The organism is Thioalkalivibrio sp. ALJ1 (assembly GCF_000745395.1).
GTDB lineage: Bacteria > Pseudomonadota > Gammaproteobacteria > Ectothiorhodospirales > Ectothiorhodospiraceae > Thioalkalivibrio.
Map to the genome: position 1 here is coordinate 1,452,695 of NZ_KN050684.1, position 24,190 is coordinate 1,476,884.

The following is a 24,190-nucleotide window of genomic DNA, read 5'->3' on the forward strand; positions in this document are numbered from 1 at the left end:
CGCCATGAGTGCAGGTATCAGCGTCACCCAGGGGGTGGTACTGCATGCACGTCCGCTGCGCGAGAACAGTCGCATACTCGATTTGTTGACCGCCGAATCCGGTCGCCTGTCGGCCGTGGTGCGGGGCAAGGCGGGCTCGGTGCAGCCCTTCGTGTTGCTGGATCTGGGCTGGCGTGGGCGTGGCGAGCTGCCAACACTGAGCGTGGCCGAGCAGCAGCGCGTGTTCCCGCTCACCGGACGTTCGCTGGTCTGCGGCCTGTACCTGAACGAACTGATTCTCCGGCTTTATCCGCGCGAAGCGCCGATCCCGGAGGCCTTGCCGGCCCTGTTGGGGGCGTACGCACGACTTGCCGCCGGGGAACGGGCCGATACCGTGCTCCGGCGAGCCGAATGGGCATTGCTCGCGCCGCTCGATTCCGGGATGGAACACGTGGATCCGGAAGAGCTCGACCCGGACGCCTGGTATCGCTACGACCCCGAGGCCGGTCTGGAACCGGCACCCGCCGGTCGCGGGGCGACCATACCCGGTGCCGCCTTGCGGGCGCTGGTCAGCGGGCACGACGTGCCGGATAATCAGGCCCGCGTCAGCCGCGATTTCATGCGCTGGTTGATCGACACCCATCTGGCCGGGCGGCCTCTGCGGACCCGCGGTCTGCTGTAGTCGCTCGCGTCGCAGCCACACAAGGGCACCGCATCATGTCGCATCCAGCTCCGTTGAAGCTCGGGGTCAATCTCGATCATATCGCCACGATTCGGCAGGCGCGGCATACGCCGTACCCGGACCTGATGCAGGCTGTACGCCTGGCCGAGGCGAGCGGTGCGGACTCGATCACCCTGCATCTACGCGAAGACCGCCGCCACATCCAGGATGACGATGTGTTCGGGATCAAACCCCGGCTCAAGGTCCCGATGAACCTGGAGATGGCGGCAACCGAGGGGATGCAGGCCATTGCCCTGAAACTGCGCCCGGAGGCCTGCTGCATCGTGCCGGAAAAGCGCGAGGAGCTGACCACCGAGGGTGGGCTGGATGCGGTGGGGCAGCGCGAGCGGCTCCGCGCGTTTGTCGAGCCGCTGACGGCCGCCGGGATCGAGGTCTCGCTGTTCGTGGAGCCGGATGCTCGCCAGCTGGAGGCCGCCGTGGCGATTGGCGCCCCGGTTGTGGAACTGCACACGGGCGCCTACGCCAATGCCCGTGATGCGGGCGAGCGCGAACGTCTCCTGGCCGGGATTAACGATGCGGCCGAGGCAGGTCGACAGATGGGCTTGATCATCAATGCCGGACACGGTCTGGATTACGACAACGTGCGCCCCATTGCCACGAATCCCGTATTCCACGAACTGAACATCGGCCACTCAATCGTGGCCCGCGCCCTGTTCACGGGCTTGCCGGAGGCGGTCAGTCATATGCGTGGTCTGATGGATGCCGCGCGGCAAGGGCTGCCGGCCGGACAGTATCCGGTCTGAGCGCGCGATGATCCTCGGCATCGGGACCGATCTGGTGCAGGTGGCACGCATGCAGGGCATGTGGGAGCGCCACGGCCGCCGGCTGGCGGAGCGCATCCTGCATCCGCAGGAGCGCCTGGAGTTGCCCGAGCAGAATCCCGCCGGGTTCCTGGCGCGCCGCTTTGCCGCCAAGGAGGCCCTTTCCAAGGCGCTGGGCTGCGGGGTGGGAGCGGACATGGCCCTGGCGGAAGCGGCGGTGACGCACGATAGTCGAGGGCGCCCGGAGTTTTTGCTGGAAGGCCGTGCTGGGGCGACCGCCGAGCGCCTTGGGGCGGGGGTGATCCATCTGAGTATCAGTGACGAACGCGAATACGCCCAGGCGTTTGTGATTATCGAGTCCGCGGGCGTCGCCAGACCCTGATCGACGCTCCGCTGAGGGCCTATACCCGCAATCCCCGCCGGGCGCGCTTGCCGGGCCGGGGGTGGCTCCCTAGAATGTGGTCCCTTATGCCTGCCACGGTGTCTCTGGATTCCGTGTCGGGCGCAGCCCTGAGTGAGTGACGGAGTCCAGTCCATGCCCTGGAATGAACCGGGAAACAACAACCGCGACCCCTGGAGTGGGGGTGGTGGCGGCCAGCGCGGTAGCGGTGGCGGTGGCGGGGGCAACCAGCCCCCTGATCTCGAAGAGATGATGCGCAAGCTGTCGCGTCAGCTGAACGGGATCTTTGGCGGGGGCGGCAGTGGCGGCTCCGACGGTTCCAGTTCCGGTGGCATGGGGCGTGGTACCCAAGCGCTTGTCAGCCTTGGTTTGATCATCGCCCTGGTCGTCTGGCTGGCCTCCGGCTTTCATATCATCTCGGAAGGCGAGCGCGGCGTCGTGCTCCGGTTCGGCGAATTCCAGCAAGTGAAGAATCCGGGGCCGGGCTGGCACCTGCCCTATCCCATCGAGCGCATCGAGATCGAGAACGTCGACAACGTGCGTACTTTGGAACACCGCGCGCTGATGCTGACTCGCGACGAGAACATCATTGATGTGGATATCGCGGTGCAGTACCGCATCCTTGATCTGGTCGACTTCCTGTTCAACGTGCGTAACCCCGACTCCACCGTGAACCAGGTGATGGAGTCGGCGATTCGTGAGCGAGTGGGCCGGTCGAACCTCGATTTCATCCTCGGTGAGGGGCGTGGAGAGATCGCCTCGACTGCGCGGACGGTGATGCAGGAGAATCTGGATGCCTATGGCGCCGGGATCGTGGTGACCGCCGTGTCCATGCAGCAGGCGCAGCCGCCGGAACCGGTGCAGGAGTCCTTCGCCGACGCCATCCGCGCGCGTGAGGACGAGGTTCGTTTCCGTAACGAGGCCGAGGCCTACGCCAATGGCGTGATCCCGCGGGCTCGCGGTCAGGCGGCGCGCATCATCGAAGAGGCCGAGGGCTATCGTGACCAGGTCATTGCCCGTGCCGAGGGTGATGCATCCCGCTTCGACCAGCTGCTGGTCGAATACCAGCAGTACCCGGAAGTGACCCGGGATCGTCTCTACCTGGAAGCGGTCGAAGCCGTGCTTGAGGATTCGCGCAAGCTGATGCTGGATGTCGGGAGCAGCAATAACCTGATGATGCTCCCGCTGGATCAGTTGTTCCAGGGCGGGCGTACCGGCAACCGTTCGAGTGATGGCCCGACGCCGCAGCCGCTGGACACCAGTCGCGGTAGTTTTACCAACAGTGGCACGAGCACGGGCCGTCTGGGTGATCGCAGCCCGGCCACCCAGCGTTCGCGGGAGGTGCGCTAATGTTCCGCATAGCCGGTATTGCCGTGGTCGTGCTCGGTATCGTGGTCGCGTTGTCGACCTACACCGTCGACGAGCGTGATCGCGTGATCAAGTTTGCCCTGGGGGAGATCCGCGAGGTGGATCCCGCCCCGGGTCTGCATTTCAAGTTCCCGCTGATCCAGAACGTCGAGAAATTCGACGCCCGGATCATGACGCTGAACATCCCGCCGGATCGGTTCCTGACCTCCGAGGCGAAAAACATCATTGTCGATTTCTATGCCAAGTGGCGGATTGACGATGTCGGCCAGTTCTACCGCGCAACCCGCGGCGACGAGCGCCTGGCCGAGGAGCGTCTGGCGCAGATCCTGCGTGACGGGATGCGAAACGAGTTTGCCCGTTTCGAGCTCCAGGATGTTGTGGCGGGCGAACGCCTGACCATCATGGGTGCAGTGCGTCAGACAGCGCTGGAGACTGCGCAGGAGTTGGGGATCGATCTGGTCGATGTGCGTATCCGCCGGATGGACCTGCCGGAGGAGGTCTCCGAGTCGGTGTACGAGCGTATGCGGGCCGAGCGTCAGCGTGTGGCGCAGGACTTCCGCGCCCGAGGGCAGGAAGAGGCCGAGCGCATTCGTTCGCGTGCTGACCGCGACCGCACCGTGATCCTGGCGAATGCCTATCGCGATTCCGAGGAGATCCGGGGTGCGGGTGACGCCCGCGCCACCGAAACGCTCGGGCAGTCGTTCGGCGAGGACGAAGAGTTCTTCCGCTTCTACCGCAGCCTGATTGCCTATCGCAACAGCATGAGCGGCGAGAACAGCACCTTTATCCTGGAACCGAACTCCGAGTTCTTCCAGTTCTTCAACGCGCCCGGCGGTGAACGTCCGGCCCCGTTGCCGACTCGCTAGCTCGGCCTCCGAGAGCAAGCGGCCGCGGCCGCATTGAGGCAGGCCGTTCGCATCGGGCCCGGAACATTCCGGGCCCGTCTTTTGCCGGGCGCCCGCGCGTGATGCACCACAGGACACGAATAGGGACGAGATGACCGATATCAATCGCTGGTTGCTGCCGGATGGGCTGGAAGAGGCGCTTCCGGATGCCGCGCGTCGACTGGAGGCCCTGCGTCGCCGGGTGCTGGATCAGTTCGATACCTGGGGCTATGACCTGGTCATGCCACCGCTGGCCGAATACCTGGAGTCTTTGCTGACCGGGGCGGGGCATGCCCTGGATCTGCAGACCTTCAAGCTCACCGATCAGATGACGGGGCGCATGATGGGTGTGCGCGCAGATTTGACGCCACAGGTCGCCCGCATCGATGCCCACCGTCTACGGGTCGAGGGAACGAACCGCCTTTGCTACGTCGGTAGCGCACTGCGCACGCGAGCGGACGAGTGGTCCGGTTCGCGCAGTCCGCTTCAAGCCGGTGCCGAACTGTTTGGGCATGATGGGCTGGATAGCGATATCGAGATCATCCGACTGATGTTGGCCACCCTTTCGGTTTGCGGTGTCGAACACACAAGCCTGGATCTGGGCCATGTCGGGATCTATCGTGCTCTGGCGCGCGACGCGGGCCTGGACGAAAGTCAGGAGCAGGATTTCTTCGATCAGCTTCAACGCAAGAGTGTGCCCGAGATCGAAGATACGCTGGCGCGTTGGCAGGACACCGGGATGGATGCGGCTGCCTGTGCGCGGCTGCGGCGGCTGGCGGATTTGAATGGCGATGCTACCGTGCTGGATACGGCACGCAAGGCGTTGGAAGGTGCGCCGACCGAGGTCGTCACGGCGCTGGATCACCTGCAGGCGGTTGTTGCCCGTCTGGAGGCGAGTGAGCCCGGGCTCGATCTGCACCTGGACCTGGCCGAGTTGCGAGGCTACGCCTATCATACGGGCTTGGTATTTGCGGCCTTTGTGCCGGGTTCGGGGCAGGCCATTGCGCGCGGCGGACGCTACAACGAGATTGGGCGCGTCTTCGGGCGCGCTCGCGCCGCCACGGGTTTTAGCACGGACCTGCGGGCATTTGTGCGGCGCGAAAACGGTCAAAAAGGACCGGCCCGCCAGACGGTCGCTGCGCCGGCTACGGGTGGTGCGGACCTTGAGGCCGCGATTGCGGACCTGCGTGCTCGAGGGCAGCGTGTGGTGCGTGAACTGGAAGGCCAGAACAACGAATCTCCCACGGATGCGCGTCTTGAACGGCGTGATGGGCAATGGACGGTAGTGGAGCATTGAAGGCGATGGGACGTTTTGTAGTCGTACTGGGAAGCCAGTGGGGAGACGAGGGCAAGGGCAAGATTGTCGATCGTCTGACCGAGGATGCCGCGGCCGTCGTGCGCTTCCAGGGCGGCCACAATGCCGGCCACACCCTGGTCATCAATGGCGAAAAGACCGTGCTCCATCTGATTCCCTCGGGCATCCTGCGCGAAGGCGTGGAGTGCATGATTGGCAACGGGGTGGTGTTGTCCCCCGAGGCGCTGATCACCGAGATGGAAGAGCTGGAGGCGCGTTGTGTGCCGGTGGCGGACCGCCTGCGGTTGTCCGATGCCTGCCAGGTAATCCTGCCGTACCACGTGGCGCTGGACCATGCGCGTGAGAAGGCCCGTGGGAAGGCGGCGATTGGCACTACCGGTCGGGGTATTGGCCCGGCGTACGAAGACAAGGTCGCCCGCCGGGGTTTGCGCCTGGACGACCTGTTCCATCGTGAGCGCCTGGCCGCCAAGCTGGGCGAGGTCATGGACTATCACAACTTCGCGCTCAAGCATTACTTCAAGGCGCCGACCGTAGATCAGCAACAGGTCCTCGAGCAGTGCCTCGCCCATGCCGAACGCCTGCAGCCGATGGTCACCGATGTGGCCGGACGCCTGCACGAACTGCGCGAGCAGGGCAAGGACGTGATGTTCGAGGGTGCCCAGGGGACGTTGCTGGATATCGACCACGGGACCTACCCGTTCGTGACCTCCTCCAATACCACTGCTGGCGGGGCTTCGACCGGTTCCGGGGTGGGCCCGCGCGATATCGACTACGTGTTGGGAATTACCAAGGCGTACACCACCCGCGTCGGCGCCGGGCCGTTCCCGACTGAACTGTTCGATAACATGGGCGAACACCTGGCCCGCCAAGGCAACGAATTTGGCTCTACCACCGGGCGTGCGCGCCGGTGCGGCTGGTTCGATGCCGTCGCCCTGAAACGGGCGGTCAAGATCAACAGCATTAGCGGTCTTTGCATGACCAAGCTGGACGTGCTGGACGGGCTGGAGAACGTGCAGATCTGCGTGGGCTACAAGTGCGATGACGGCGCGACCCGCGAGGCGCCCCCGTCCGGTGCCGAGGCCTATGCCGCCTGTACCCCGATCTACGAGGAGATGCCGGGCTGGAAGGAATCCACCGTAGGGGTCCGCGAATACGCGAAGCTGCCGGCGAATGCACGGGCGTATCTGGAGCGTCTGAGCGAAGTGGTTGGGGTGCCGATCGATATGATCTCCACTGGGCCGGATCGGGACGAAACCCTGGTCCTGCGCGATCCCTTCGACAGCTGATTCTTGGGGCCGCGAGGTCGGGGCGTGTCGCCTCCGGCCCGGGGCTGCCCTCGCGGGTCCCATGTGCGATTCAATCGGGATCGCACACGCAAAAATCGACGTCATCCGTTCGGATGCCGCGCGAGCCAGATCAGCAGAAGGGTTTTGGTGAAGCTGAAAAATGGTGCCGAGGAGAGGACTTGAACCTCCACGAGCTTTCGCTCACTAGCACCTGAAGCTAGCGCGTCTACCAATTCCGCCACCTCGGCACGAGGTTGGACCTTGAGGGGTCCTGCGCTTCAGGAGCGCGCAATATAGTGTGCGGCCGAGAGGCTGTCAACGCCCCGCGGCCTTAAATCTGCGCGCCCGGGGTAGGCGGTCGACGCCCTGCAAATGCCGTTCTGCGCAACAAAATTCCGCATGCCTCATAATGGGCGTTTACTTGCGCGCCCGGCCGGATTCCCGGCAAGGGGCTGCCCATTGCAACATCCACAGAGTTCACTGAATGCCAAGACAACGTCGCAAGACCCCCGCCGATCCGAATTTCGAGCGCGAGGCGCAGAAGTACGACAACCCCATCCCCAGCCGCGAGTTCATTCTCGGGCTCCTGCAGGAAGCCGACAATCCGCTGTCCTACGACGAGATCGCGGAACGGCTGAAGATCGAAGACGACGATCGTCTCGAGGCCCTGCGCCGCCGCCTGAAGGCAATGGAGCGAGACGGCCAGGCCCTTTGCAACCGGCGTGGTGCCTATCTGCCCGTGAACCAGGAAGACCTGATCCGCGGTCGCGTGATCGGTCACCCGGACGGTTTTGGCTTCCTTGTGCCGGACGAGCAGGACGATGACCTGTTCCTGTCGCCCAAGCAGATGCGCGGCGTGTTTCATGGCGACCGCGCGCTGGCTCGTGTCATGGGCGTGGATCGTCGTGGTCGCCGCGAGGGCGGGATTGTCGAGGTGCTCGAGCGCAATACCACCCAGGTGGTCGGGCGCCTCAAGATCGAGGACGGCGTGGGTCTTCTGACCCCGGACAACAAGCGCATTACCCACGAGATCCTGGTGCCGCCGGATGGTCTGGGCGAGGCCGACGACGACCAGATCGTGGTCGTGCGCATTCGCGAGTCCGCTTCGCGTACCGCACGCCTCAAGGGCGACGTCGTCGAGGTGCTCGGCGAGCACATGGCGCCGGGTATGGAGATCGACATTGCCATCCGTGCCCACAGTCTCCCGCACGAGTGGCCGGACGAAGTGATCGCCGCAGCTGATTCCCTTGGCGCCGAGGTGGCGGCGAAGGACAAGAAGGGGCGCCTGGATCTGCGCGACAAGCCCTTCGTGACCATTGACGGGGACGATGCCCGCGACTTCGACGACGCCCTGTACTGCGAGCCGGAAGGCAAGGGCTGGCGTTTGTGGGTCGCGATTGCCGACGTATCGCATTACGTCGAACGCGATTCGGCCCTGGACCGCGAGGGACGGACTCGTGGCACCTCGGTGTACTTCCCGAACAACGTGATCCCGATGCTGCCGGAGGCCCTGTCCAACGGACTGTGCTCGCTGAACCCGAACGTCGACCGCCTCAGTATGGTGTGCGAGATGGAAATCGGCGCCCGCGGTGCACTGAAGGGCTACCGTTTTCACGAGGGCCTGATTCGTTCGCATGCGCGACTGATTTATGACGATGTGGCGCAGATGCTCCGGGGCGATTCCGCGCTGCGTGAGAAGAATGCGCACGTGATGCCGCACTTGGAGACGCTGCAGCAGGTGTTCAAGGTGCTGCACGCGTCGCGCAATCGGCGCGGGGCGATCGATTTTGATACCACCGAGACAAAAATCGTCTTCGGTGAGGACCGCAAGATCGAGAAGATCGTCCCGACCGAGCGTACCGACGCGCACCGCCTGGTCGAGGAATGCATGATCATGGCGAACGTGGCCGCCGCACGCTTCCTGAAGAAGCACAAGGTGCCGGCCTTGTACCGCATCCATGATCAGCCGCCGTCGGACAAGATCGACGACTTGCGAGAATTCCTGAATGGTGCCGGTCTGAACCTGGGGGGTGGTGCCGAACCGACCCCGGCCGACTACACGACGGTCCTGAAGGCCGCGCGCCAGCGCACCGATCAGCAACTGATCCAGACCGTCCTCCTGCGGTCGCTGAGTCAGGCGGTCTATGCGCCGGAGCTCGATGGGCATTTTGGCCTGGCCCTGGATGACTACGCGCACTTCACCTCGCCGATCCGTCGCTATCCGGATCTCCTGGTGCATCGCGGTATCCGCCACGTCCTGCGCAAGGGCAGTCGCAAGGGTTTCCCGTATTCGCACACCGAGATGGAACAGCTGGGTGAACACTGCTCCATGGCCGAGCGGCGTGCGGACGATGCCACCCGTGACGCCATCGCCTGGCTCAAGGCCGAGTACATGCAGGACAAGGTCGGGGAGACCTTCGAGGGCGTGGTCTCGGGCGTCACCGGATTCGGTTTGTTCGTCGAGATCAAGGATGTCTATATCGAGGGGCTGGTCCATGTGACCAGCCTGGACAACGACTTCTATCACTTCGATCCCTCGCGCCATTCGCTGACCGGCGAGCGCGGTGGTCGCGTGTTCCGTATTGGTGATGTGCTGAAGGTGCAGGTGGCACGGGTCAGCCTGGACGATCGCAAGATCGACCTGGCCCTGGCCGAAGAGGCCGGCAAACCCCGGTCGTCGGATCCGCCGCCGAAGAAGCGCAGTCGCCGCAGCAAACGCCGCAAGGACGCCGACGCGCCCAGTGCCGAGTCCGCCGCGGCCGAAGCGACAGCGGAAGCCACCACCGAGAAACCGTCGCACGAAGCGGCACCCGCGCCGAAGAAGCGCAACCGGCGCGGCAAGCGGCGCCAGGATGCCGATGCGTCTGCTGCCGAATCGGCTCCAGTCGAGTCAGCACCGAAAGCGCCTGGCGGGAAACCGGATGCCGATGAGACACCGGCGCCAAAGAAGAAACGCCGTCGTCGTGGGGGGCGCCGTCGCGGCGGTGGTGGTGGTGGCGATTCCGGTGCGTCCGACGCACAGCCGGATCACCAGGCCGAGGCCGTCCCGGATGCTCCGGAGCCTGGCAACGAGGCGGTGCCCCCGCCGAAGCCAGAAAGCGACAAGGATGGCAATACGATTGTCGAGCCCGGTCCGACCGACGAGGCGTCCAAGTCTCCGCGTCGCCGGGGACGGCGCCGGCGCCCGTCCTGAGGGGCCGCGTGCCGACTTCGCGTAGCCATCTTGCAAGATCCGCGTCCGCTACTGCCGCTGGACGGGTCGGGAGCGCACGATGAGCAAGGGTGGCAAGGGTAGCCGGGCCGAGACGTTTGGCGGCATCCATGCGGTGGCGGCTGTGTTGCAGCAGGCGCCCGAGCGCGTCAAAAGCCTGCAGTTGGCGACCGACCCGATCGAGCCCGCGCTGGAGCGGCTGCTTCGGCTGGCCGAAGCGAGCGGGATATCGGTCGAGCGCGTTGGCCGCGAGCGCCTGGATCAGCACCATCCCAGGTTTCAGAACCAGGGTGTAATCGTGCATTGCAAACCGCGGCCGGTCGTGGACGAGCGGACCCTGGTGGGGCGCGTCCGCGACGGGCTTGATCTGATTCTGGTGCTGGATGGCGTGACCGACCCGCATAACCTTGGGGCTTGCCTGCGCACTGCGGATGCTGCCGGCGCCGGTGCGGTGGTGATGCCGCGCCATCACAGTGCGGCTCTGACCCCCGCGGCTATCAAGGTCGCCTCCGGTGCAGCCGAGACGGTTCCCGTCGTCAGTGTTGGGAACCTTGCCCGCACCCTGTCGGGGCTGAAAGACGCCGGGATGTGGACGGTGGGGCTGGCCGGGGAGGCGGAGCAAAGCCTCTACCAGGTGGACCTGCGTGTACCCACCGCCATCGTGATGGGGGCCGAGGGCGAAGGGCTGCGCCGTCTGACCCGCGAGGCCTGCGATCATCTCGCCAGGATCCCGATGGGCGGCACGGTGGAGAGCCTGAACGTCTCGGTGGCGACGGGCATCACGCTGTTCGAGGTCCGCCGCCAGCGCCAATCCTGACGGCGCCGGCCCTGATACACTCGGTACATGCGCGTACGTCCTCGACCGTTCCTCTGGCTGTTGCTGCTGTTGCCCCTGCTGGTGATGGCACAAACCGCGCATGCGGCCGACATGGCGACTATGCACACCGAGCCCGTGGAGATGGACGCCTCCATGCACTGCGAGGGCGCGCACTGCGATCATCACGCCGAGCATGAATGTTCCAGCCACGGTGGCTGTTGCATGGCCCCGCTGGCGACTGTTGTCTCGCTTACGACGAAGCTGACCCGGGTGCCCGCCGAACCCCTGGTCCAGCCGACCCGGTTGTCCGTCGAGCCCCCGAGCCCTCCACCGAGATCCTGATTCCCCTGTCCCGGGACGCGGCCTGGCCGCGTCCGTTTTGATGATTGCGACAGCGAGGAATCGAGATGTCTTCTGCAACCGTTTTTCCGGTCGGCGCCCTGCTGGCCATTAGCCTGACCCTGGCGACGCCGCTCGCGGCGAGCGAGGGCCACGACCACCATCACGGTGAGCCGACCCATGATCACCATGACCATTCCGGCCAGGGTGACCACCGCGGCCATGACCATCACGCCCACGATGACCCCATGCACGACCACGACGCGCATGAACATCGCTGGGAGGCACCTTCCGATGCGGCCGAGCGCGATAACCCCCACGCGGCGGACGAGGCATCCATTCGCATGGGGCGGGATGCCTACAAGGCCCAGTGCCTGGTCTGCCACGGGGAGGCCGGCGCCGGTGACGGCCCGCAGGCGCGTGCGCTGGAGTCGCGTCCAGCCGATTTGCGGGAACACGCCGGGGGGCACACCGCAGGCGAATACCACTGGATGATTCGCGAGGGTTCGGGCGAGATGCCCGCCTTTGCCGGTGTGCTCGACGACGACGAGATCTGGCACGTGGTCAATTACATCCGCTACGAGCTGGCCGATGCCGGCGACGACCCCTCGGATGACCACGATGGCCAGCACGCGCCTGAGCGGCACGACGACCACGACCACCACAACGGGGGCCATCATGGGCATGCGCATTAAGTCTGTCGGGGCGTCGGTGGTCGCGCTGGCCCTTGCCGGCCTGCTCGCCGGATGTGGCGAGCAGGCCCCGGAGGCGCCGAAGGAGCGCGCGCCCTATCCGATCCAGGGGCTTGCCAATGTCGAGCTGTATGGCGATCCACGCGCGGGTCAGGAGCGCTTCCAGCAGAGTTGCGCGGAGTGTCATGGAGCGGATGCCCGCGGGACGGACCAGGGGCCGGCGCTCGTCCATCGGATCTACGAGCCGTCGCACCACGCCGACATTACCTTCTTTATCGCCGTGGAGCGTGGGGTCGGCGCGCATCACTGGGAGTACGGTGACATGCCGCCGATCCCCGGGCTGGAGCACGAGGACGTGGCCGACATCGTTGCCTGGGTTCGTCATGAGCAGCGGGATGACGGCATCATCCCGGATCACGAATGGCCCGTAGGAGGTGACTGATTGCATCGCAGTCCTGGCCCCGCACCGGAAGTGGGGCCAGGGCCAGGCTTGTTGCCGAGCTGCGCTTCGGTTATCGTATCGCGCCTTTCTGCCCCGCGGGCGAACCCCGCGCGGCCGAACCCTTGCCTCACCGCGTGGACGGGAGGCTGATACCCGCAAGGAGTTCCCAATGCGTCATTACGAAGTTGTGTTCCTGGTCCACCCCGACCAGAGCGAGCAGGTCCCGGCGATGATCGAGCGCTACAAGGGCCTGGTCGAAGGCCATGAAGGCAAGATCCATCGCCTGGAAGACTGGGGCCGCCGTCAGCTGGCCTACCCGATTCAGAAGCTGGTTAAGGCGCACTACGTGCTCATGAACATCGAAGCCTCGGAAGAGGCGATGGAAGAGCTCGCCAGCGCATTCCGTTTCAACGATGCCGTGCTGCGCCATCTGGCGATGCGCATGGAAGAGGCCGTGACCGAGACCTCCCCGCTGGCCAAGGGCCAGGAAGAGGAGAACGCCAAGGGCCGTCGCCGCGAGCGCGACGACGAGGGTGGCGAGTCCGCTCTCGACGACTCGGCCGCCGCCGAGTAAGTCCTGCCCGTTCACTGACCGAATTGTTGAAGGAGATCTGACATGGCCCGTTTTCCGCGTCGCCGTAAGTACTGCAAGTTCACCGCCGAAGGCATCGATTACATCGATTACAAGGATCTGAACCTGCTCAAGGGTTTTGTTACCGAGACCGGCAAGATCGTGCCCAGTCGTGTGACTGGCACCAGCGCCAAGTATCAGCGTCAGCTGGCTACCGCCGTGAAGCGTGCGCGCTTCCTCGCCCTGCTGCCGTACAGCGACAACCACTAAACCTCGCGCCGGTTTTGCCGGGGCCGTCGTTATGCGGGCACTGGCCGACTTTGCGATGAAGAGCCGGGGCCGCGCCGTGGGCGCGGTCTCCGGCTTTGGCGTGGTGGGGCTGTTCCTGCCGCCGATCGCCATTCTGGGTAGCGCATTGGTAGCCCTGGTCGGGCTGCGTATCGGGCTCGGGCAGGCGGTGCTGGTGGTGGCGCTGTCGTCTGTGGTGCTGGGCGTGGCGATGTTCGCTCTGGTGCCCGAGGCGCCATTGTTCGCCGGCGTGATGGCCGGCTTTGTGCAGTGGGCTCCGGTGGCGTTGCTTGCCGAGCTCTTGCGGCGCACGGTCTCCTGGCCGGTGACGCTGCAGGTGGCCGCCGGGGTTTCCGGGGCCGGGGTGCTGCTGGTGCATCTGCTAGTGCCGGATCTGGAAGCGACCTGGGCGCGGGTAGGCATGACCCTGCTGGGCCCGCTGGTTGAGGGTGCGGATACCGGCCCCCAGGAGCTGGAGGCCGCGCTTCGTCGGATGGCCCCGTATCTGACGGGCCTGTTCGCCGGGATCGTGCTGCTGAGTCTGACGCTGGCGGTGTTGCTAGGCCGCTATTGGCAGGCGCTGTTGTACAACCCGGGGGCGTTCGGCGAGGAATTCCGGGCGTTGCAGTTCGGCCGGACGACCAGCGCAGCCACCTTGTTGCTGGCGGGCCTCGGGCACCTGGGACCCGTTCCGCTGGCGACCGAGCTGGCGTTCATCCTGGCGGTGCTGTTCTTCCTCCAGGGGGTTGCGCTGATGCATGCGCTGACCTTCCGCCAGGGAATGAGCAGTTTCTGGCTGGTCGGGATGTATGTGCTGATGGCACTGGCGCTGCCGCAGATGTTTCTGCTGTTGGCGACGATCGGGGTGATCGATGCCTGGGCGGACATCCGCTCGCGCCTTGGTGCGCTGGGCGGGCGCAAGGGTCCGGGTGACGGACCGGACGGTGACAACAATTCGTGAGACCGGTCCGCGACCGGTGTAAACTGAGCCCTTTTGGGGGCTGACCCAACGTTACAGGAATACCTAAGATGGAAGTCATTCTGCTGGAAAAGATCGATAACCTGGGCACCCTCGGTGACCGCGTCACCGTGCGCCCCGGTTTTGCCCGTAATTACCTGCTGCCGCAGGGCAAGGCCAAGTTCGCCACCGCGGAGAACATTGCCGAGTTCGAAGCGCGCCGCGCCGAACTGGAGAAGGCCGCCGCCGAAGCCCTGGCCGAGGCGGAAGCCCGCAAGGAAAAGCTGGATGGCACGGTGCTCGAGATCACCGCGAAGTCCGGTGGCGAAGGCAAGCTGTTCGGCTCCATCGGCCCGGCCGATATCGCCGATGCCCTGACCGCCAAGGGCACCGAAGTCGAGAAGCGCGAGGTGCGCATGCCGGAAGGCCCGCTGCGGACGACCGGCGAGTTCGAGCTGACTCTGCACCTGCATTCGGACGTGGACGTCGACATCCGCGTCGTCGTGATCGGCGAAGAGTGATCGGCTGGATGTCGGGAGGGTGGCCCCACCGGGTCGCTGATACCCGGCGCATGGGCGGGTTCGCGGGAGCGGCCCGGTCATGACCCCGAATCCGCGGGTACCCCCGCATTCCGAGGAGGCCGAGCAGGCGGTCCTCGGGGGGCTGATGCTGGACAATGGCGCCTGGGATCGGGTGGCCGACCGCATCACCGCAGAAGACTTCTATCGCCACGACCACCGCCTGATCTTTCGGGCGGTGTCGTCGCTGGCGGATCGTAACGCCCCGTTCGACATGGTCACCGTCTCGGAACAGCTCGACCGCATGGCCGAGCTGGAGTCCGCGGGCGGCATGGCCTACCTCGGACGTCTTGCATCCGAGACCCCGAGTGCCGCGAATATCGTGGCCTATGCCGACATCGTTCGCGAGCGTTCCATCCTGCGCTCGCTGATCTCGGTAGGCACCGAGATTGCCGATTCCGCGTTTACCCCCGAAGGCCGCGATTCCAAGGAACTGCTGGACGTAGCGGAGCAGAAGGTGTTCCGCATCGCCGAGCAGGGCGCGCGGGGTGCGCAGGGTTTCCGTGGCATGAAGCCGTTGCTCACCGCGGCCGTCGATCAGATCGAGCACCTCTACGAGAGCAAAAACCCGATCACCGGTCTGGCGACCGGGTATCAGGATCTCGACAACCTGACGTCCGGGCTGAATCCGGGGGACTTGGTGATCGTCGCCGGGCGGCCTTCCATGGGCAAGACCAGTTTCGCGATGAACATCGCCGAATACGTGGCGATGAAGAACACCGCCCCGGTCGCGATCTTCTCCATGGAGATGCCTGGCGAACAGCTGGCGATGCGTCTGCTGTCCTCCATGGGGCGTATCAATCAGCAGAAGCTGCGTTCGGGGCGTCTGGATGATGGCGATTGGCCGCGGCTGACCAGCGCGGTGCAGATGCTGTCCGAGGCGCCCCTGTTCATCGACGACAGCCCGGCGCTCAGCCCAACCGAGCTGCGGGCACGGACCCGCCGTCTGATGCGCGAGCACAAGGGCCTGGGGCTGATCGTGGTCGACTATCTGCAGCTCATGCAGTTTCCCGGTAGCGGCGAGAGCCGTGCCCACGAGATCTCCGAGATCTCGCGCGGGCTGAAGGCCCTGGCCAAGGAGTTGAGCGTGCCGATGATTGCGCTTTCACAGCTCAATCGCTCACTGGAACAGCGCCCCAACAAACGTCCGGTCATGTCGGACCTGCGCGAGTCCGGGGCCATCGAGCAAGACGCCGATGTGATCGCCTTCGTCTACCGTGACGAGGTCTACAACGACGAATCGCCCGATAAGGGCACGGCCGAGATCATTATCGCCAAACAGCGTAACGGCCCTATCGGGACCGTGCGCCTGACGTTCCGCGGGCAGTTCACCCGCTTCGAGAACTACGCTCCCGACGTCTACGGCGAGATCGGACACGAGGCCTGAGGCACGGCGTGAGACGCGCGGCCACCATCCAGCTCCATCCCGATGCCCTCCGGCACAACCTGTCCGTGGCGCGTCACCTCGCGCCAGCGGTCCCGATGTGGTCCGTGGTCAAGGCCGAGGGTTACGGGCATGGCCTCACGTGGGCGGCCGAGGCCCTGGCGGAGGCCAGTGATGGTCTGGCGGTCTCCCAGGTCGGCGAGGCTCGTGTCCTGCGCAAGGCCGGCTACCCGGGGCCGCTGCTGGTGCTGCAGGGGCCAAGGGATGCAAGCGAACTTCAAGCCTGCACCGAGTTCAATCTCCAGCCTGTCGTACACGAGGCCGCCCAGCTGGACCTTCTCGAGACGCTGAGCGTGGCCCTTCCGGTGGTCTGGGTGAAGCTGAACACGGGTATGAACCGGCTCGGGTTTGCCCCCGATTTGGCAGAGCCCGTCGCCAGCCGACTCAAGGCTGCCGGCCATGGGGCCGACGGGCTGCACTGGATGACCCACCTGGCCTGTGCCGACGAGCCGGACCATCCACAGAACGCCCTTCAACTGACCGCCTTCCGAGGGGCCGTAGCCGGCCGCTCGGGGCAGGCGAGTGTGGCCAATTCAGCCGCATTGTTCGCCGGCTGGGGGCAGGGCGATGGGCTCGGCCCGACGCTGCAGTGCTGGGCCCGTCCGGGCATCATGCTGTACGGCGCCCATCCCGCGACGGTGCCGGCCGTCCAACCCCCGGAAGGTCCGGATGCCGATCTGCATCCCGCGATGACGGTGCAGGCGCCCCTGGTCGCGACCCAGCCCCTGGAACCGGGTAGCACCGTTGGCTATGGGGCCACGTGGAGTGCCGAGCGCCCTGGGCGGGTCGGGATCGTCGCGATGGGCTATGCCGATGGTTATCCCCGTCATGCCCCGTCCGGTACGCCGGTATTGGTCAACGGCACTCTGTGCCCCCTGGTTGGGCGCGTGTCCATGGATATGCTCGCGGTGGACCTGACCGACTGCCCCTCGGCGGCGGTTGGAGATTGGGTGACCCTGTGGGGTCGAGGTCTGCCCGTAGAGCGGGTGGCGCGCGCGGCAGGGACCATCAGCTACGAGCTCCTGACGCGCGTCGCGGATCGCCTGCAGTTAATCGGCTGAGCCCGGTACACTGTGGTATTGCGCAGCTCAGGATGTCCCGATGACCGATTTTGACCCACGCGACTTCAACCCCGGCGAGTACGACCCGCAGACCGTAGCCATCCGTCATGGCTATCAGCGCACGCCGGAGGGCGAGCACTCCGAGGCCATTTTCCCGACCTCCAGCTTCGTGTTTGGCTCGGCCGCGGAGGCCGCAGCCCGTTTTGGCGGCGAGAGCCCGGGCAACATCTACTCGCGCTTTACCAACCCCACCGTGCGCACCTTCCAGGATCGGCTGGCGGCACTGGAGGGGGGGGAGGCGTGCGTGGCCACCGCTTCGGGCATGTCCGCGATCCTCGCCACGATGATGGGGCTTCTGAAGGCCGGGGATCACGTGGTCTGTTCGCGCTCGGTGTTCGGTACCACCACGGTGCTGTTCAACAACTACCTCGGGCGCTTTGGGGTCGAGGTGACCTACGTCGAGCTGTCGAATCTCGAGGCCTGGGAAGCGGCCACGCAGCCAAACACGCGGCTGTACTTCTGCGAGACGCCGTCGAACCCGCTGGGTGAGGTGGTCGACATCGCGGCGCTGGCCGAGATCGCGCATCGCCATGATGTCTTGCTGGCCGTGGACAACTGCTTTTGCACCCCGATCCTTCAGCGCCCGCTGGATCTCGGGGCTGACATCATCATCCACTCGGCGACCAAGTTCCTCGATGGCCAGGGGCGCTGCCTGGGCGGCGCGGTCGTCGGCGATGCCGAGCGCGTCGGCAAGGACGTCTACGGCTTCCTGCGCACCGCCGGACCAACGCTTTCACCGTTCAATGCCTGGGTCTTCCTGAAGGGGCTGGAGACGCTGGCCCTGCGCATGCGGGCCCACAGCGACAACGCCCTGGTCCTGGCGCAGTGGCTGCAAGCCCACCCGAAGGTCACCGCCGTGCATTACCCGGGGCTCGAATCCCACCCGCAGCACGCGACCGCGAAGCGCCAGCAAAGCGGCTTTGGCGGCGTGCTGAGCTTCGAGGTTGCCGGCGGGCGCGAGGCCGCCTGGTCGGTGATCGATGCCACGCGCTTTCTCTCGATCACCGCAAATCTGGGTGATACCAAGACGACGATTACCCACCCGGCCACCACCACTCACAGCCGCGTGGACCCGGACAAGCGCGAGGCCCAGGGCATTACCGAAAGCCTGGTGCGTATCGCCGTCGGGCTCGAGGCCATCGCCGACATCCAGGGCGACCTGGCCCGTGGCCTGGACGCGCTCTGACTCGACGTCTTCAGGGTCATTCGGGGATGTCCAGTACCACCGCCGCGGTTGGCCTGCTGCACCTAATGATCGGCGTGATCGCGATGACCGCCAGCTCGCTCTCGGTGATCGGAAACTCCATCCTGCTACGCCGCAGCTTGCCGACCGGCGAGCGATGAACGGGTATCCTTGGCCGCCATGAGCCAGCCGATCAACAATCCTGGGGGTCCCGATCTCTATCGTGCGGCCGAAATGGCGCTGCGCGAGTGCGATCCCGAGACCAAGTGCGAGCGTGTGCTGGGCCTGATGCAGGCCTGGTGGGCCGATGAGGTGGAGGCTGTCGCCAGCTCCGGTCCGGAGCGTATGGAGATACCCGGACGTCCGGAACGGCCGGTGCTGGTGCACCCGAAGGATCTGCCGCGGCGCGGATTGCGCACGACGGCCGGGCGGGTGGCGCTGGTGCACGCGGTCGCGCATATCGAGTTCAACGCGATCAACCTGGCGCTGGATGCGGTCTATCGCTTTCGCGACATGTCGGCGCCCTTTGTCAGCGACTGGCTGCAGGTGGCGGCCGAGGAGGCGCGCCATTTCCAACTGCTGCGCGCGCGGCTCAACGAGCTGGGCGCGGACTACGGAGACCTGCCGGCCCACAATGGGCTGTGGGAGGCCGCACTTGCGACTGACCACGACGTGATGATCCGTATGGCTCTGGTGCCGCGTGTGCTGGAGGCGCGCGGGCTGGACGTGACCCCCGGCATGATCGAGCGCCTGACGGCGGCGGGCGATCACGCGACCGTCGCGCTGCTGGAGATCATCCAGCGCGAGGAGGTCGCCCACGTGGCGATCGGCACGCGCTGGTTCCGCGAGCTGGCCCATGCGCGCGGACTCGACCCCGAGCCGCTGTTCCTCGAGCTGCTGGCCGAGTACATGCCGGGCCGCGTACGCCCGCCTTTCGCCCACGAGGCCCGCCGCGCCGCCGGCTTCACCGACTCCGAGATGGCGCAACTGGAGGCCCAGGCCACCGCCGATTCGTCGCCATAGCCCCGATCTGATCGGCTCTGCGCCGTTTTGTGGTCAGGCCTTTCACCTGCTTTCGTGTTTGCGGTGCCTTCGCTTAGCCGCTTGCCTTGCTGTGGCTGGGCCTGGTTCTGCATCTGGTGTTTACGGTGCCTCCGGTCCACATACTGCCAGGCGCTGACTCGCCAGCGCGCCCCGAGGCACTTTCTTGCTTGCCCAAGAAAGTACCCAAAGAAAGGCACCCGGATTTCGCCCGGGAACCTCGCTCCGGACGCGCTGGGCCGGCGGCGCTGAACTCGCTGCGCCTTCGGCTCCGCTCAGACATCCAGCGCCCCGAATTTATGGAAAACGGGCCGGCCCATCACGCCCTCCGCGAGGGGCTCCATACGGGAAGCGAAGGTCAAAACAGAAGGTGTTGCCGCCCCTAAAGCACTACAACGCGCCCTGCCGCCTGAAAGCCCCCGGCGCCCGCTCGCGGGCGCGGCACGCAACGGCCGAAGGCCGAGCGTGCCCAGGTGTCGGAAGACCCAGCCCCCATCCATTGGTACAAAGGTCAGAACCGCCGTTGTCTTGACCTTGACCCCCCGTTGTCGTCGCGCCGAGTGGAGAGGGTTTTCGCGGGGGAAAAGGCGCTGGATGTCTGAGCGAAGCCGTAGGCGTAGCGAGTTCAGCGCCGCCCGCGAAAACCCTCGGAGCGAGGGAAACCCCGGCCCGCACAGCGGGCCGGGGTCGCGGCAGTCGGGCGTGTTTCTTGGCAACTTCTTTGCACGAGCAAAGAAGTCACTCGGGGTGCGCTGGCGAGTCAGCGCCTGGCAGTATGTGGACCGGAGGCACCGTAAACACCAGATGCAGAACCAGGCCCAGCCACAACAAGGCTGGCGGTCGAACGAATCCACCGGAAACACCGACACCGAACCGGAGCGAGCCGGGCAACAGCGCGAAGGATGTGGTTCAGGCGTGCAGCAGGTGCGCGGGGTAGGGCGAGCCGTCCAGCTCGCGCAGGACGGGGCCGGTCGTCGCTACCTCCAGATAGCCAGGATGCTCGTCCCAGGCCGGGAGGACGCAGCGCTGGCGGGGCTGGCTGTCGACCGTCAGGTCGTGGATCGCGGGGCGGTGGGTATGGCCGTGGATCATCAGCGGGACATCGGCATCGCGGAAGGTGTCAGCCACGGCGCCGGCATTCACGTCCATGATCGCGTCGGCCTTCATCCGGCTGCTGTCACGGCTCGTGGCGCGCATGGACTCCGCCTGCCGTATGCGCTCCTCCAGTGGATGGGCCAGGAACCCGCGCTGCCATTCCCCGCTACGCACCTGCTGGCGAAAGGCCATGTGCTCGGTGTCGTCGGTGCACAGCGAATCCCCGTGCAACAGCACCGCCGGACCACAGGGGAGGGCGGTGTGCAGCGGCTCCGGGGCGATCTGCATCCCAGCGCGGGCCGCAAAGTCGGGACCCACGAGAAAATCCCGGTTGCCATGGATGAAGGCGACCGGGATTTCCAGGGATTTCAGGGCAGTGGCCAGCTGTTCGGCGGCCGGGAATCCGGCGTCGTCGCCGACCCAGTATTCGAACAGGTCACCCAGGATGTAGAGCGCCGAGGCGTTGCGCACGGGCCCCTTGAGGAAGGTGAGCACGGCGTCCAGCAGAGGGCCGGGCTCGCGATCCAGGTGCAGGTCAGATATGACCAGTGCCGGTGCGCGGGCACTCACGGGTGAGTCAGTCCTCGACGCGCTTGACGCTTTCCATTACGACGGGTTCCTGGGGGACGTCCTGGTGCATTCCGGCGCGACCGGTTTGAACGCCCTCGATTTCGCGCACGACATCCATGCCTTCGGCGACCTTGCCGAACACGGCGTAGCCCCAGCCCTGCGCATTCGGCGCGGTGTGGTTGAGGAAGTCGTTGTCGTTCACGTTGATGAAGAACTGCGCGGTGGCCGAGTGTGGATCCTGGGTGCGGGCCATGGAGATCGCGCCGACCTCGTTCTTCAGGCCGTTGTCAGCCTCGTTGCGAATCGGCTCGCCGGAGGACTTCTGGTTCATGTCCTTGTCGAAGCCGCCGCCCTGGACCATGAAGCCGGGGATTACGCGATGGAAGATGGTGCCGTCGTAGAAGCCGTCATCCACATAGGAGAGGAAGTTGGCGACCGTTTCCGGGGCGGCGTCGGCATTCAGCTCCAGCACGATGCGGCCATGGTTGGTTTCGATTGCGACCTGTGGGTGGGTATCGGCCATGAGGGCTCCTGACAAAGAAAGGGTAACAAGCAGGGTGGCCAGCACGATGCCGAGGCGGATACGGATGCGCTGCATGGGGCTGACCTCCAGAGGAAAAACGATCGACAATGGTACCCGCCACCGACGGGGGCTGCCAGCGCACCGAACGTGTGTGGGGGCGAGGTGCTGGTGAGCATGCGGGCGCTCCGCTACCATGCGCGCGATGAGCAATATGAAGACTCGAACCCGTTTCGCCCCCAGCCCGACCGGCCTGCTGCACCTGGGCAATGTCCGCACGGCCCTGTTCAGTGCTCTGCTCGCCCGGTCCCGGGGCGGCCACTTTCTCTTGCGTATCGAGGATACCGACGCCGAGCGGTCGCGCGCGGAGTTCGTCGATGCCCTGCAGCGCGATTTACGCTGGCTGGGGCTGGACTGGGACGAAGGCTTTGGTGCCGGGGGCGATGCCGGCCCTTACGCCCAGTCCGAACGTGCGGATCTCTACGCCGGGTATTACCGGCAACTGATCGACGCCGAGCGCGCCTATCCCTGTTTCTGTTCGGCGGCGGAATTGGAGCGTGGGCGCAAGCGCATGCGGGCACAGGGTAAGCCGCCGCGGTATCCAGGAACCTGTGCGCGGCTGAGTCGGGAAGAGGCCGCCGCCCGCGAGGCCGAGGGCCAAAAGCCCACCCTGCGTTTTCGAGTTCCGCTGGGCCGGACCATTCGCTTCGAGGATGGGGTGCGCGGCCCGGTCAGCTTTCGTACGGACGAGATCGGGGACTTTGTGATCCGTCGTTCCGATGGGACTCCGGCCTTTTTCTTCTCCAACGCGATCGACGATGCCCTGATGGGGGTTACCGACGTGGTACGTGGTGAGGACCATATCGCCAATACCCCCCGGCAGATGCTGTTGCTGAAGGCGCTGGGGCTGGAGGCGCCGGCCTACCACCATTTGCCTCTGGTAATGGGACAGGACGGGGCGCCGCTGTCCAAGCGCAATGGCTCCGCCAGTGTCGAGGAGTTGCGGACGAAGGGCTATCTTACGGTCGCGATACTGAATCATCTGGCCCGGCTGGGTCATCGCTACGAGAGCGAGGGACTGATGTCGGCGGAGGCCCTGGCCTCGGGGTTCAGTTCCGAGCGCATCGGCCACAGCGCGGCACGCCATGATCCGCAGCAGCTGGACCACTGGCAGTCGGAGGCCTTGCGGGAACTGACAGATGCCGAGATGCAGACGTACCTGGAAGAGGCCGGGGTTCTGGAAGTGGTCGCGGCCGAGCAGCGGCCTGTGCTGGCGCGCTTGCTGCGGGATAACATCACCCGCGCCGAGGAGGCCCCGTTGTGGGTTGCCGCGTTTGCGGACGATCCGGTCCCTTACAGCGACAGTGCTCGAGCGGAGCTGGCGGATGCCGGGGAGGCTTTCTTCCGCGCGGCCTTGGAGGCACTGGACGCGGCGGAGGAGTTTCCGTCCCTGGCCAAGGCCGTGGGGCAGGCCACGGAACGTAAGGGGCGCAAGCTGTTCATGCCGCTGCGGGCCGCGCTGTCGGGCCAGACTTTTGGGCCTGAGCTGCCGCGGATCTGGGAGTATCTGGGGCGTGAGCGGGTTCGGGCCCGCCTGCAGCAGGCCGCGGAGGCCGCCGCAGAGGTGTAAACCGGCCGGGCTTGAACGGAGTGGGCGCTGCGGGCCGCGGTTACGCGGCCTCGTGGGTCCCGAAGGCGCGGGCGCGCAGGGTGTTGTCCAGTAGCATGGCCACAGTCATGGGCCCCACGCCGCCCGGCACGGGCGTGATCCACGCGGCCTTTTCCGCCGCGGCATCGAATTCCACGTCGCCCGTCAGCGTGCCGTCGTCCCGGCGGTTGATGCCGATGTCGATCACCGTGGCACCTTCCTTGATCCAGTCCCCCTTGACCAGCCCCGGTTTGCCCACGGCCGCCACGATGATGTCGGACTGCCGGGCAATAGCCGCCGTGTCCGGGGTGAAGCGGTGGCAGATGGTCGGCGTGGCGCCAGCGAGCAACAGCTCGAGGGCCATGGGGCGGCCGACGATGTTGGAGGCCCCGATCACGCAGGCGGTACGCCCCTTGAACGGTTCCTCGATATGTCGCAGTAGCTGGATCACGCCCCAGGGCGTGCAGGGGCGTAGGCGCGGCACACGGGCGACCAGACGGCCGACGTTGTACGGATGGAAGCCGTCTACGTCCTTGGCCGGGGAGATGCGCTCGATCACCGTCTCGGGATCGATGTGATCCGGTAGTGGAAGCTGGACCAGGATGCCGTCGATGGTGCGGTCGGCATTGAGCTGGTCGATCAGCGCCAGCAGGTCGGTTTGGGGCGTGCCGGCGGGCAGGTCGTAGGAGTGCGAGACGACACCCACCTGTTCGCAGGCCTTGCGCTTGTTGCGCACGTAGACCTCGGAGGCCGGGTTGGTCCCGACCAGAACCACCGCTAGACCCGGCGGCCGCAGATCCCGCGCCGTCATGGATTCGATCTCGGTCGCGATACGGGCGCGATGAGTCTGGCCAATTGCGCGTCCGTCGATGATCTGGGCCGTCATGGGGTCTCGCCTTGGAAGGAATGCCCGCGATCTTCCCACGCCAGGGGCGGG

At 65.8% G+C, this 24,190-nt stretch carries 26 protein-coding genes and 1 tRNA gene; 22 read left to right on the top strand and 5 right to left on the bottom strand.

Annotated elements, in window-relative coordinates:
• Positions 1 to 4 precede the first annotated feature (4 nt).
• The 7 genes from F462_RS09200 (at position 5) to F462_RS09230 (ending at position 6,735) form a co-directional block, all read left to right on the top strand.
• Positions 5 to 661, top strand: a complete 657-nt coding sequence (locus F462_RS09200; protein ID WP_038053535.1) for a DNA repair protein RecO — start codon at positions 5 to 7, stop codon at positions 659 to 661.
• Positions 662 to 696: 35 nt separating this feature from the next.
• The gene (pdxJ, locus tag F462_RS09205) at positions 697 to 1,464 is read left to right on the top strand and encodes a pyridoxine 5'-phosphate synthase (RefSeq protein WP_038053538.1); all 768 of its coding nucleotides are present in this window, start codon (positions 697 to 699) and stop codon (positions 1,462 to 1,464) included.
• A gap of 7 nt (positions 1,465 to 1,471) precedes the next feature.
• The gene (gene acpS / locus F462_RS09210; RefSeq protein ID WP_026181456.1) at positions 1,472 to 1,864 is read left to right on the top strand and encodes a holo-ACP synthase; all 393 of its coding nucleotides are present in this window, start codon (positions 1,472 to 1,474) and stop codon (positions 1,862 to 1,864) included.
• Positions 1,865 to 2,017: 153 nt separating this feature from the next.
• Positions 2,018 to 3,232 carry an FtsH protease activity modulator HflK gene (gene hflK / locus F462_RS09215; protein ID WP_038053541.1) on the top strand — a complete coding sequence of 405 codons (1,215 nt, stop codon included), beginning with the start codon at positions 2,018 to 2,020 and terminating at the stop codon, positions 3,230 to 3,232.
• On the top strand, positions 3,232 to 4,116 hold the full coding sequence (gene hflC, locus F462_RS09220) for a protease modulator HflC (RefSeq protein ID WP_038053544.1): 885 nt from the start codon (positions 3,232 to 3,234) through the stop codon (positions 4,114 to 4,116). The genes hflK and hflC overlap by 1 nt, the downstream gene beginning before the upstream one ends.
• A gap of 130 nt (positions 4,117 to 4,246) precedes the next feature.
• The gene (locus tag F462_RS09225) at positions 4,247 to 5,431 is read left to right on the top strand and encodes an ATP phosphoribosyltransferase regulatory subunit (RefSeq protein ID WP_038053547.1); all 1,185 of its coding nucleotides are present in this window, start codon (positions 4,247 to 4,249) and stop codon (positions 5,429 to 5,431) included.
• 5 nt (positions 5,432 to 5,436) lie between these two features.
• Positions 5,437 to 6,735, top strand: a complete 1,299-nt coding sequence (locus F462_RS09230; RefSeq protein ID WP_038053550.1) for an adenylosuccinate synthase — start codon at positions 5,437 to 5,439, stop codon at positions 6,733 to 6,735.
• Between the two features lie 161 nt (positions 6,736 to 6,896).
• On the opposite strand, the gene F462_RS09235 is transcribed toward F462_RS09230, so the two are convergent.
• Positions 6,897 to 6,983: transfer RNA gene (locus tag F462_RS09235), tRNA-Leu, on the bottom strand.
• A 236-nt stretch (positions 6,984 to 7,219) separates the two neighbouring features.
• Between F462_RS09235 and rnr the strand changes: the two genes are divergently transcribed.
• The 14 genes from rnr (at position 7,220) to F462_RS09300 (ending at position 19,402) form a co-directional block, all read left to right on the top strand.
• Positions 7,220 to 9,928 carry a ribonuclease R gene (gene rnr / locus F462_RS09240; RefSeq protein ID WP_038053553.1) on the top strand — a complete coding sequence of 903 codons (2,709 nt, stop codon included), beginning with the start codon at positions 7,220 to 7,222 and terminating at the stop codon, positions 9,926 to 9,928.
• A gap of 79 nt (positions 9,929 to 10,007) precedes the next feature.
• Complete coding sequence (gene rlmB, locus F462_RS09245; RefSeq protein ID WP_038053555.1) at positions 10,008 to 10,763, top strand: 23S rRNA (guanosine(2251)-2'-O)-methyltransferase RlmB; 756 nt, start codon at positions 10,008 to 10,010, stop codon at positions 10,761 to 10,763.
• Between the two features lie 27 nt (positions 10,764 to 10,790).
• Positions 10,791 to 11,105 carry a hypothetical protein gene (locus tag F462_RS09250; RefSeq protein ID WP_038053558.1) on the top strand — a complete coding sequence of 105 codons (315 nt, stop codon included), beginning with the start codon at positions 10,791 to 10,793 and terminating at the stop codon, positions 11,103 to 11,105.
• Positions 11,106 to 11,170: 65 nt separating this feature from the next.
• Positions 11,171 to 11,797 (top strand): c-type cytochrome, encoded by a 627-nt coding sequence (locus tag F462_RS09255; RefSeq protein ID WP_038053561.1) that lies wholly within the window; start codon positions 11,171 to 11,173, stop codon positions 11,795 to 11,797.
• Complete coding sequence (locus tag F462_RS09260; protein ID WP_038053564.1) at positions 11,781 to 12,236, top strand: c-type cytochrome; 456 nt, start codon at positions 11,781 to 11,783, stop codon at positions 12,234 to 12,236. The genes F462_RS09255 and F462_RS09260 overlap by 17 nt, the downstream gene beginning before the upstream one ends.
• Before the next feature lie 169 nt (positions 12,237 to 12,405).
• A complete protein-coding gene (rpsF, locus tag F462_RS09265; RefSeq protein WP_038053566.1) occupies positions 12,406 to 12,810 on the top strand; it encodes a 30S ribosomal protein S6 in 405 nt (134 codons plus the stop codon).
• Positions 12,811 to 12,852: 42 nt separating this feature from the next.
• Entirely contained in the window at positions 12,853 to 13,077 is a 225-nt protein-coding gene (rpsR, locus tag F462_RS09270; protein WP_017940974.1) for a 30S ribosomal protein S18, read from the top strand.
• Between the two features lie 31 nt (positions 13,078 to 13,108).
• A complete protein-coding gene (locus F462_RS09275; protein WP_038053568.1) occupies positions 13,109 to 14,056 on the top strand; it encodes a YybS family protein in 948 nt (315 codons plus the stop codon).
• 68 nt (positions 14,057 to 14,124) lie between these two features.
• Positions 14,125 to 14,574 (top strand): 50S ribosomal protein L9, encoded by a 450-nt coding sequence (rplI, locus tag F462_RS09280; RefSeq protein ID WP_018140303.1) that lies wholly within the window; start codon positions 14,125 to 14,127, stop codon positions 14,572 to 14,574.
• Between the two features lie 79 nt (positions 14,575 to 14,653).
• A complete protein-coding gene (gene dnaB, locus F462_RS09285) occupies positions 14,654 to 16,018 on the top strand; it encodes a replicative DNA helicase (RefSeq protein WP_038053571.1) in 1,365 nt (454 codons plus the stop codon).
• 8 nt (positions 16,019 to 16,026) lie between these two features.
• Positions 16,027 to 17,136, top strand: coding sequence for an alanine racemase (alr, locus tag F462_RS09290; protein WP_038053572.1), 1,110 nt, complete (start codon positions 16,027 to 16,029; stop codon positions 17,134 to 17,136).
• 40 nt (positions 17,137 to 17,176) lie between these two features.
• Positions 17,177 to 18,382, top strand: coding sequence for an O-succinylhomoserine sulfhydrylase (locus F462_RS09295; protein ID WP_038053575.1), 1,206 nt, complete (start codon positions 17,177 to 17,179; stop codon positions 18,380 to 18,382).
• 26 nt (positions 18,383 to 18,408) lie between these two features.
• On the top strand, positions 18,409 to 18,540 hold the full coding sequence (locus F462_RS14020; protein WP_256378272.1) for a hypothetical protein: 132 nt from the start codon (positions 18,409 to 18,411) through the stop codon (positions 18,538 to 18,540).
• Between the two features lie 19 nt (positions 18,541 to 18,559).
• A complete protein-coding gene (locus tag F462_RS09300; protein ID WP_038053577.1) occupies positions 18,560 to 19,402 on the top strand; it encodes a ferritin-like domain-containing protein in 843 nt (280 codons plus the stop codon).
• Positions 19,403 to 19,695: 293 nt separating this feature from the next.
• On the opposite strand, the gene F462_RS13980 is transcribed toward F462_RS09300, so the two are convergent.
• From F462_RS13980 to F462_RS09310, 3 genes are all read right to left on the bottom strand, one after another.
• Complete coding sequence (locus F462_RS13980) at positions 19,696 to 19,920, bottom strand: hypothetical protein (RefSeq protein WP_167549486.1); 225 nt, start codon at positions 19,918 to 19,920, stop codon at positions 19,696 to 19,698.
• 409 nt (positions 19,921 to 20,329) lie between these two features.
• Positions 20,330 to 21,085 carry a UDP-2,3-diacylglucosamine diphosphatase gene (locus tag F462_RS09305; protein WP_038053579.1) on the bottom strand — a complete coding sequence of 252 codons (756 nt, stop codon included), beginning with the start codon at positions 21,083 to 21,085 and terminating at the stop codon, positions 20,330 to 20,332.
• Between the two features lie 7 nt (positions 21,086 to 21,092).
• Entirely contained in the window at positions 21,093 to 21,608 is a 516-nt protein-coding gene (locus F462_RS09310; protein ID WP_026181454.1) for a peptidylprolyl isomerase, read from the bottom strand.
• 193 nt (positions 21,609 to 21,801) lie between these two features.
• Between F462_RS09310 and gltX the strand changes: the two genes are divergently transcribed.
• Entirely contained in the window at positions 21,802 to 23,235 is a 1,434-nt protein-coding gene (gene gltX / locus F462_RS09315) for a glutamate--tRNA ligase (RefSeq protein WP_038053580.1), read from the top strand.
• 40 nt (positions 23,236 to 23,275) lie between these two features.
• Here gltX and folD read toward each other — a convergent pair whose 3' ends face one another.
• A complete protein-coding gene (folD, locus tag F462_RS09320; protein ID WP_018140294.1) occupies positions 23,276 to 24,139 on the bottom strand; it encodes a bifunctional methylenetetrahydrofolate dehydrogenase/methenyltetrahydrofolate cyclohydrolase FolD in 864 nt (287 codons plus the stop codon).
• Positions 24,140 to 24,190: the final 51 nt, after the last annotated feature.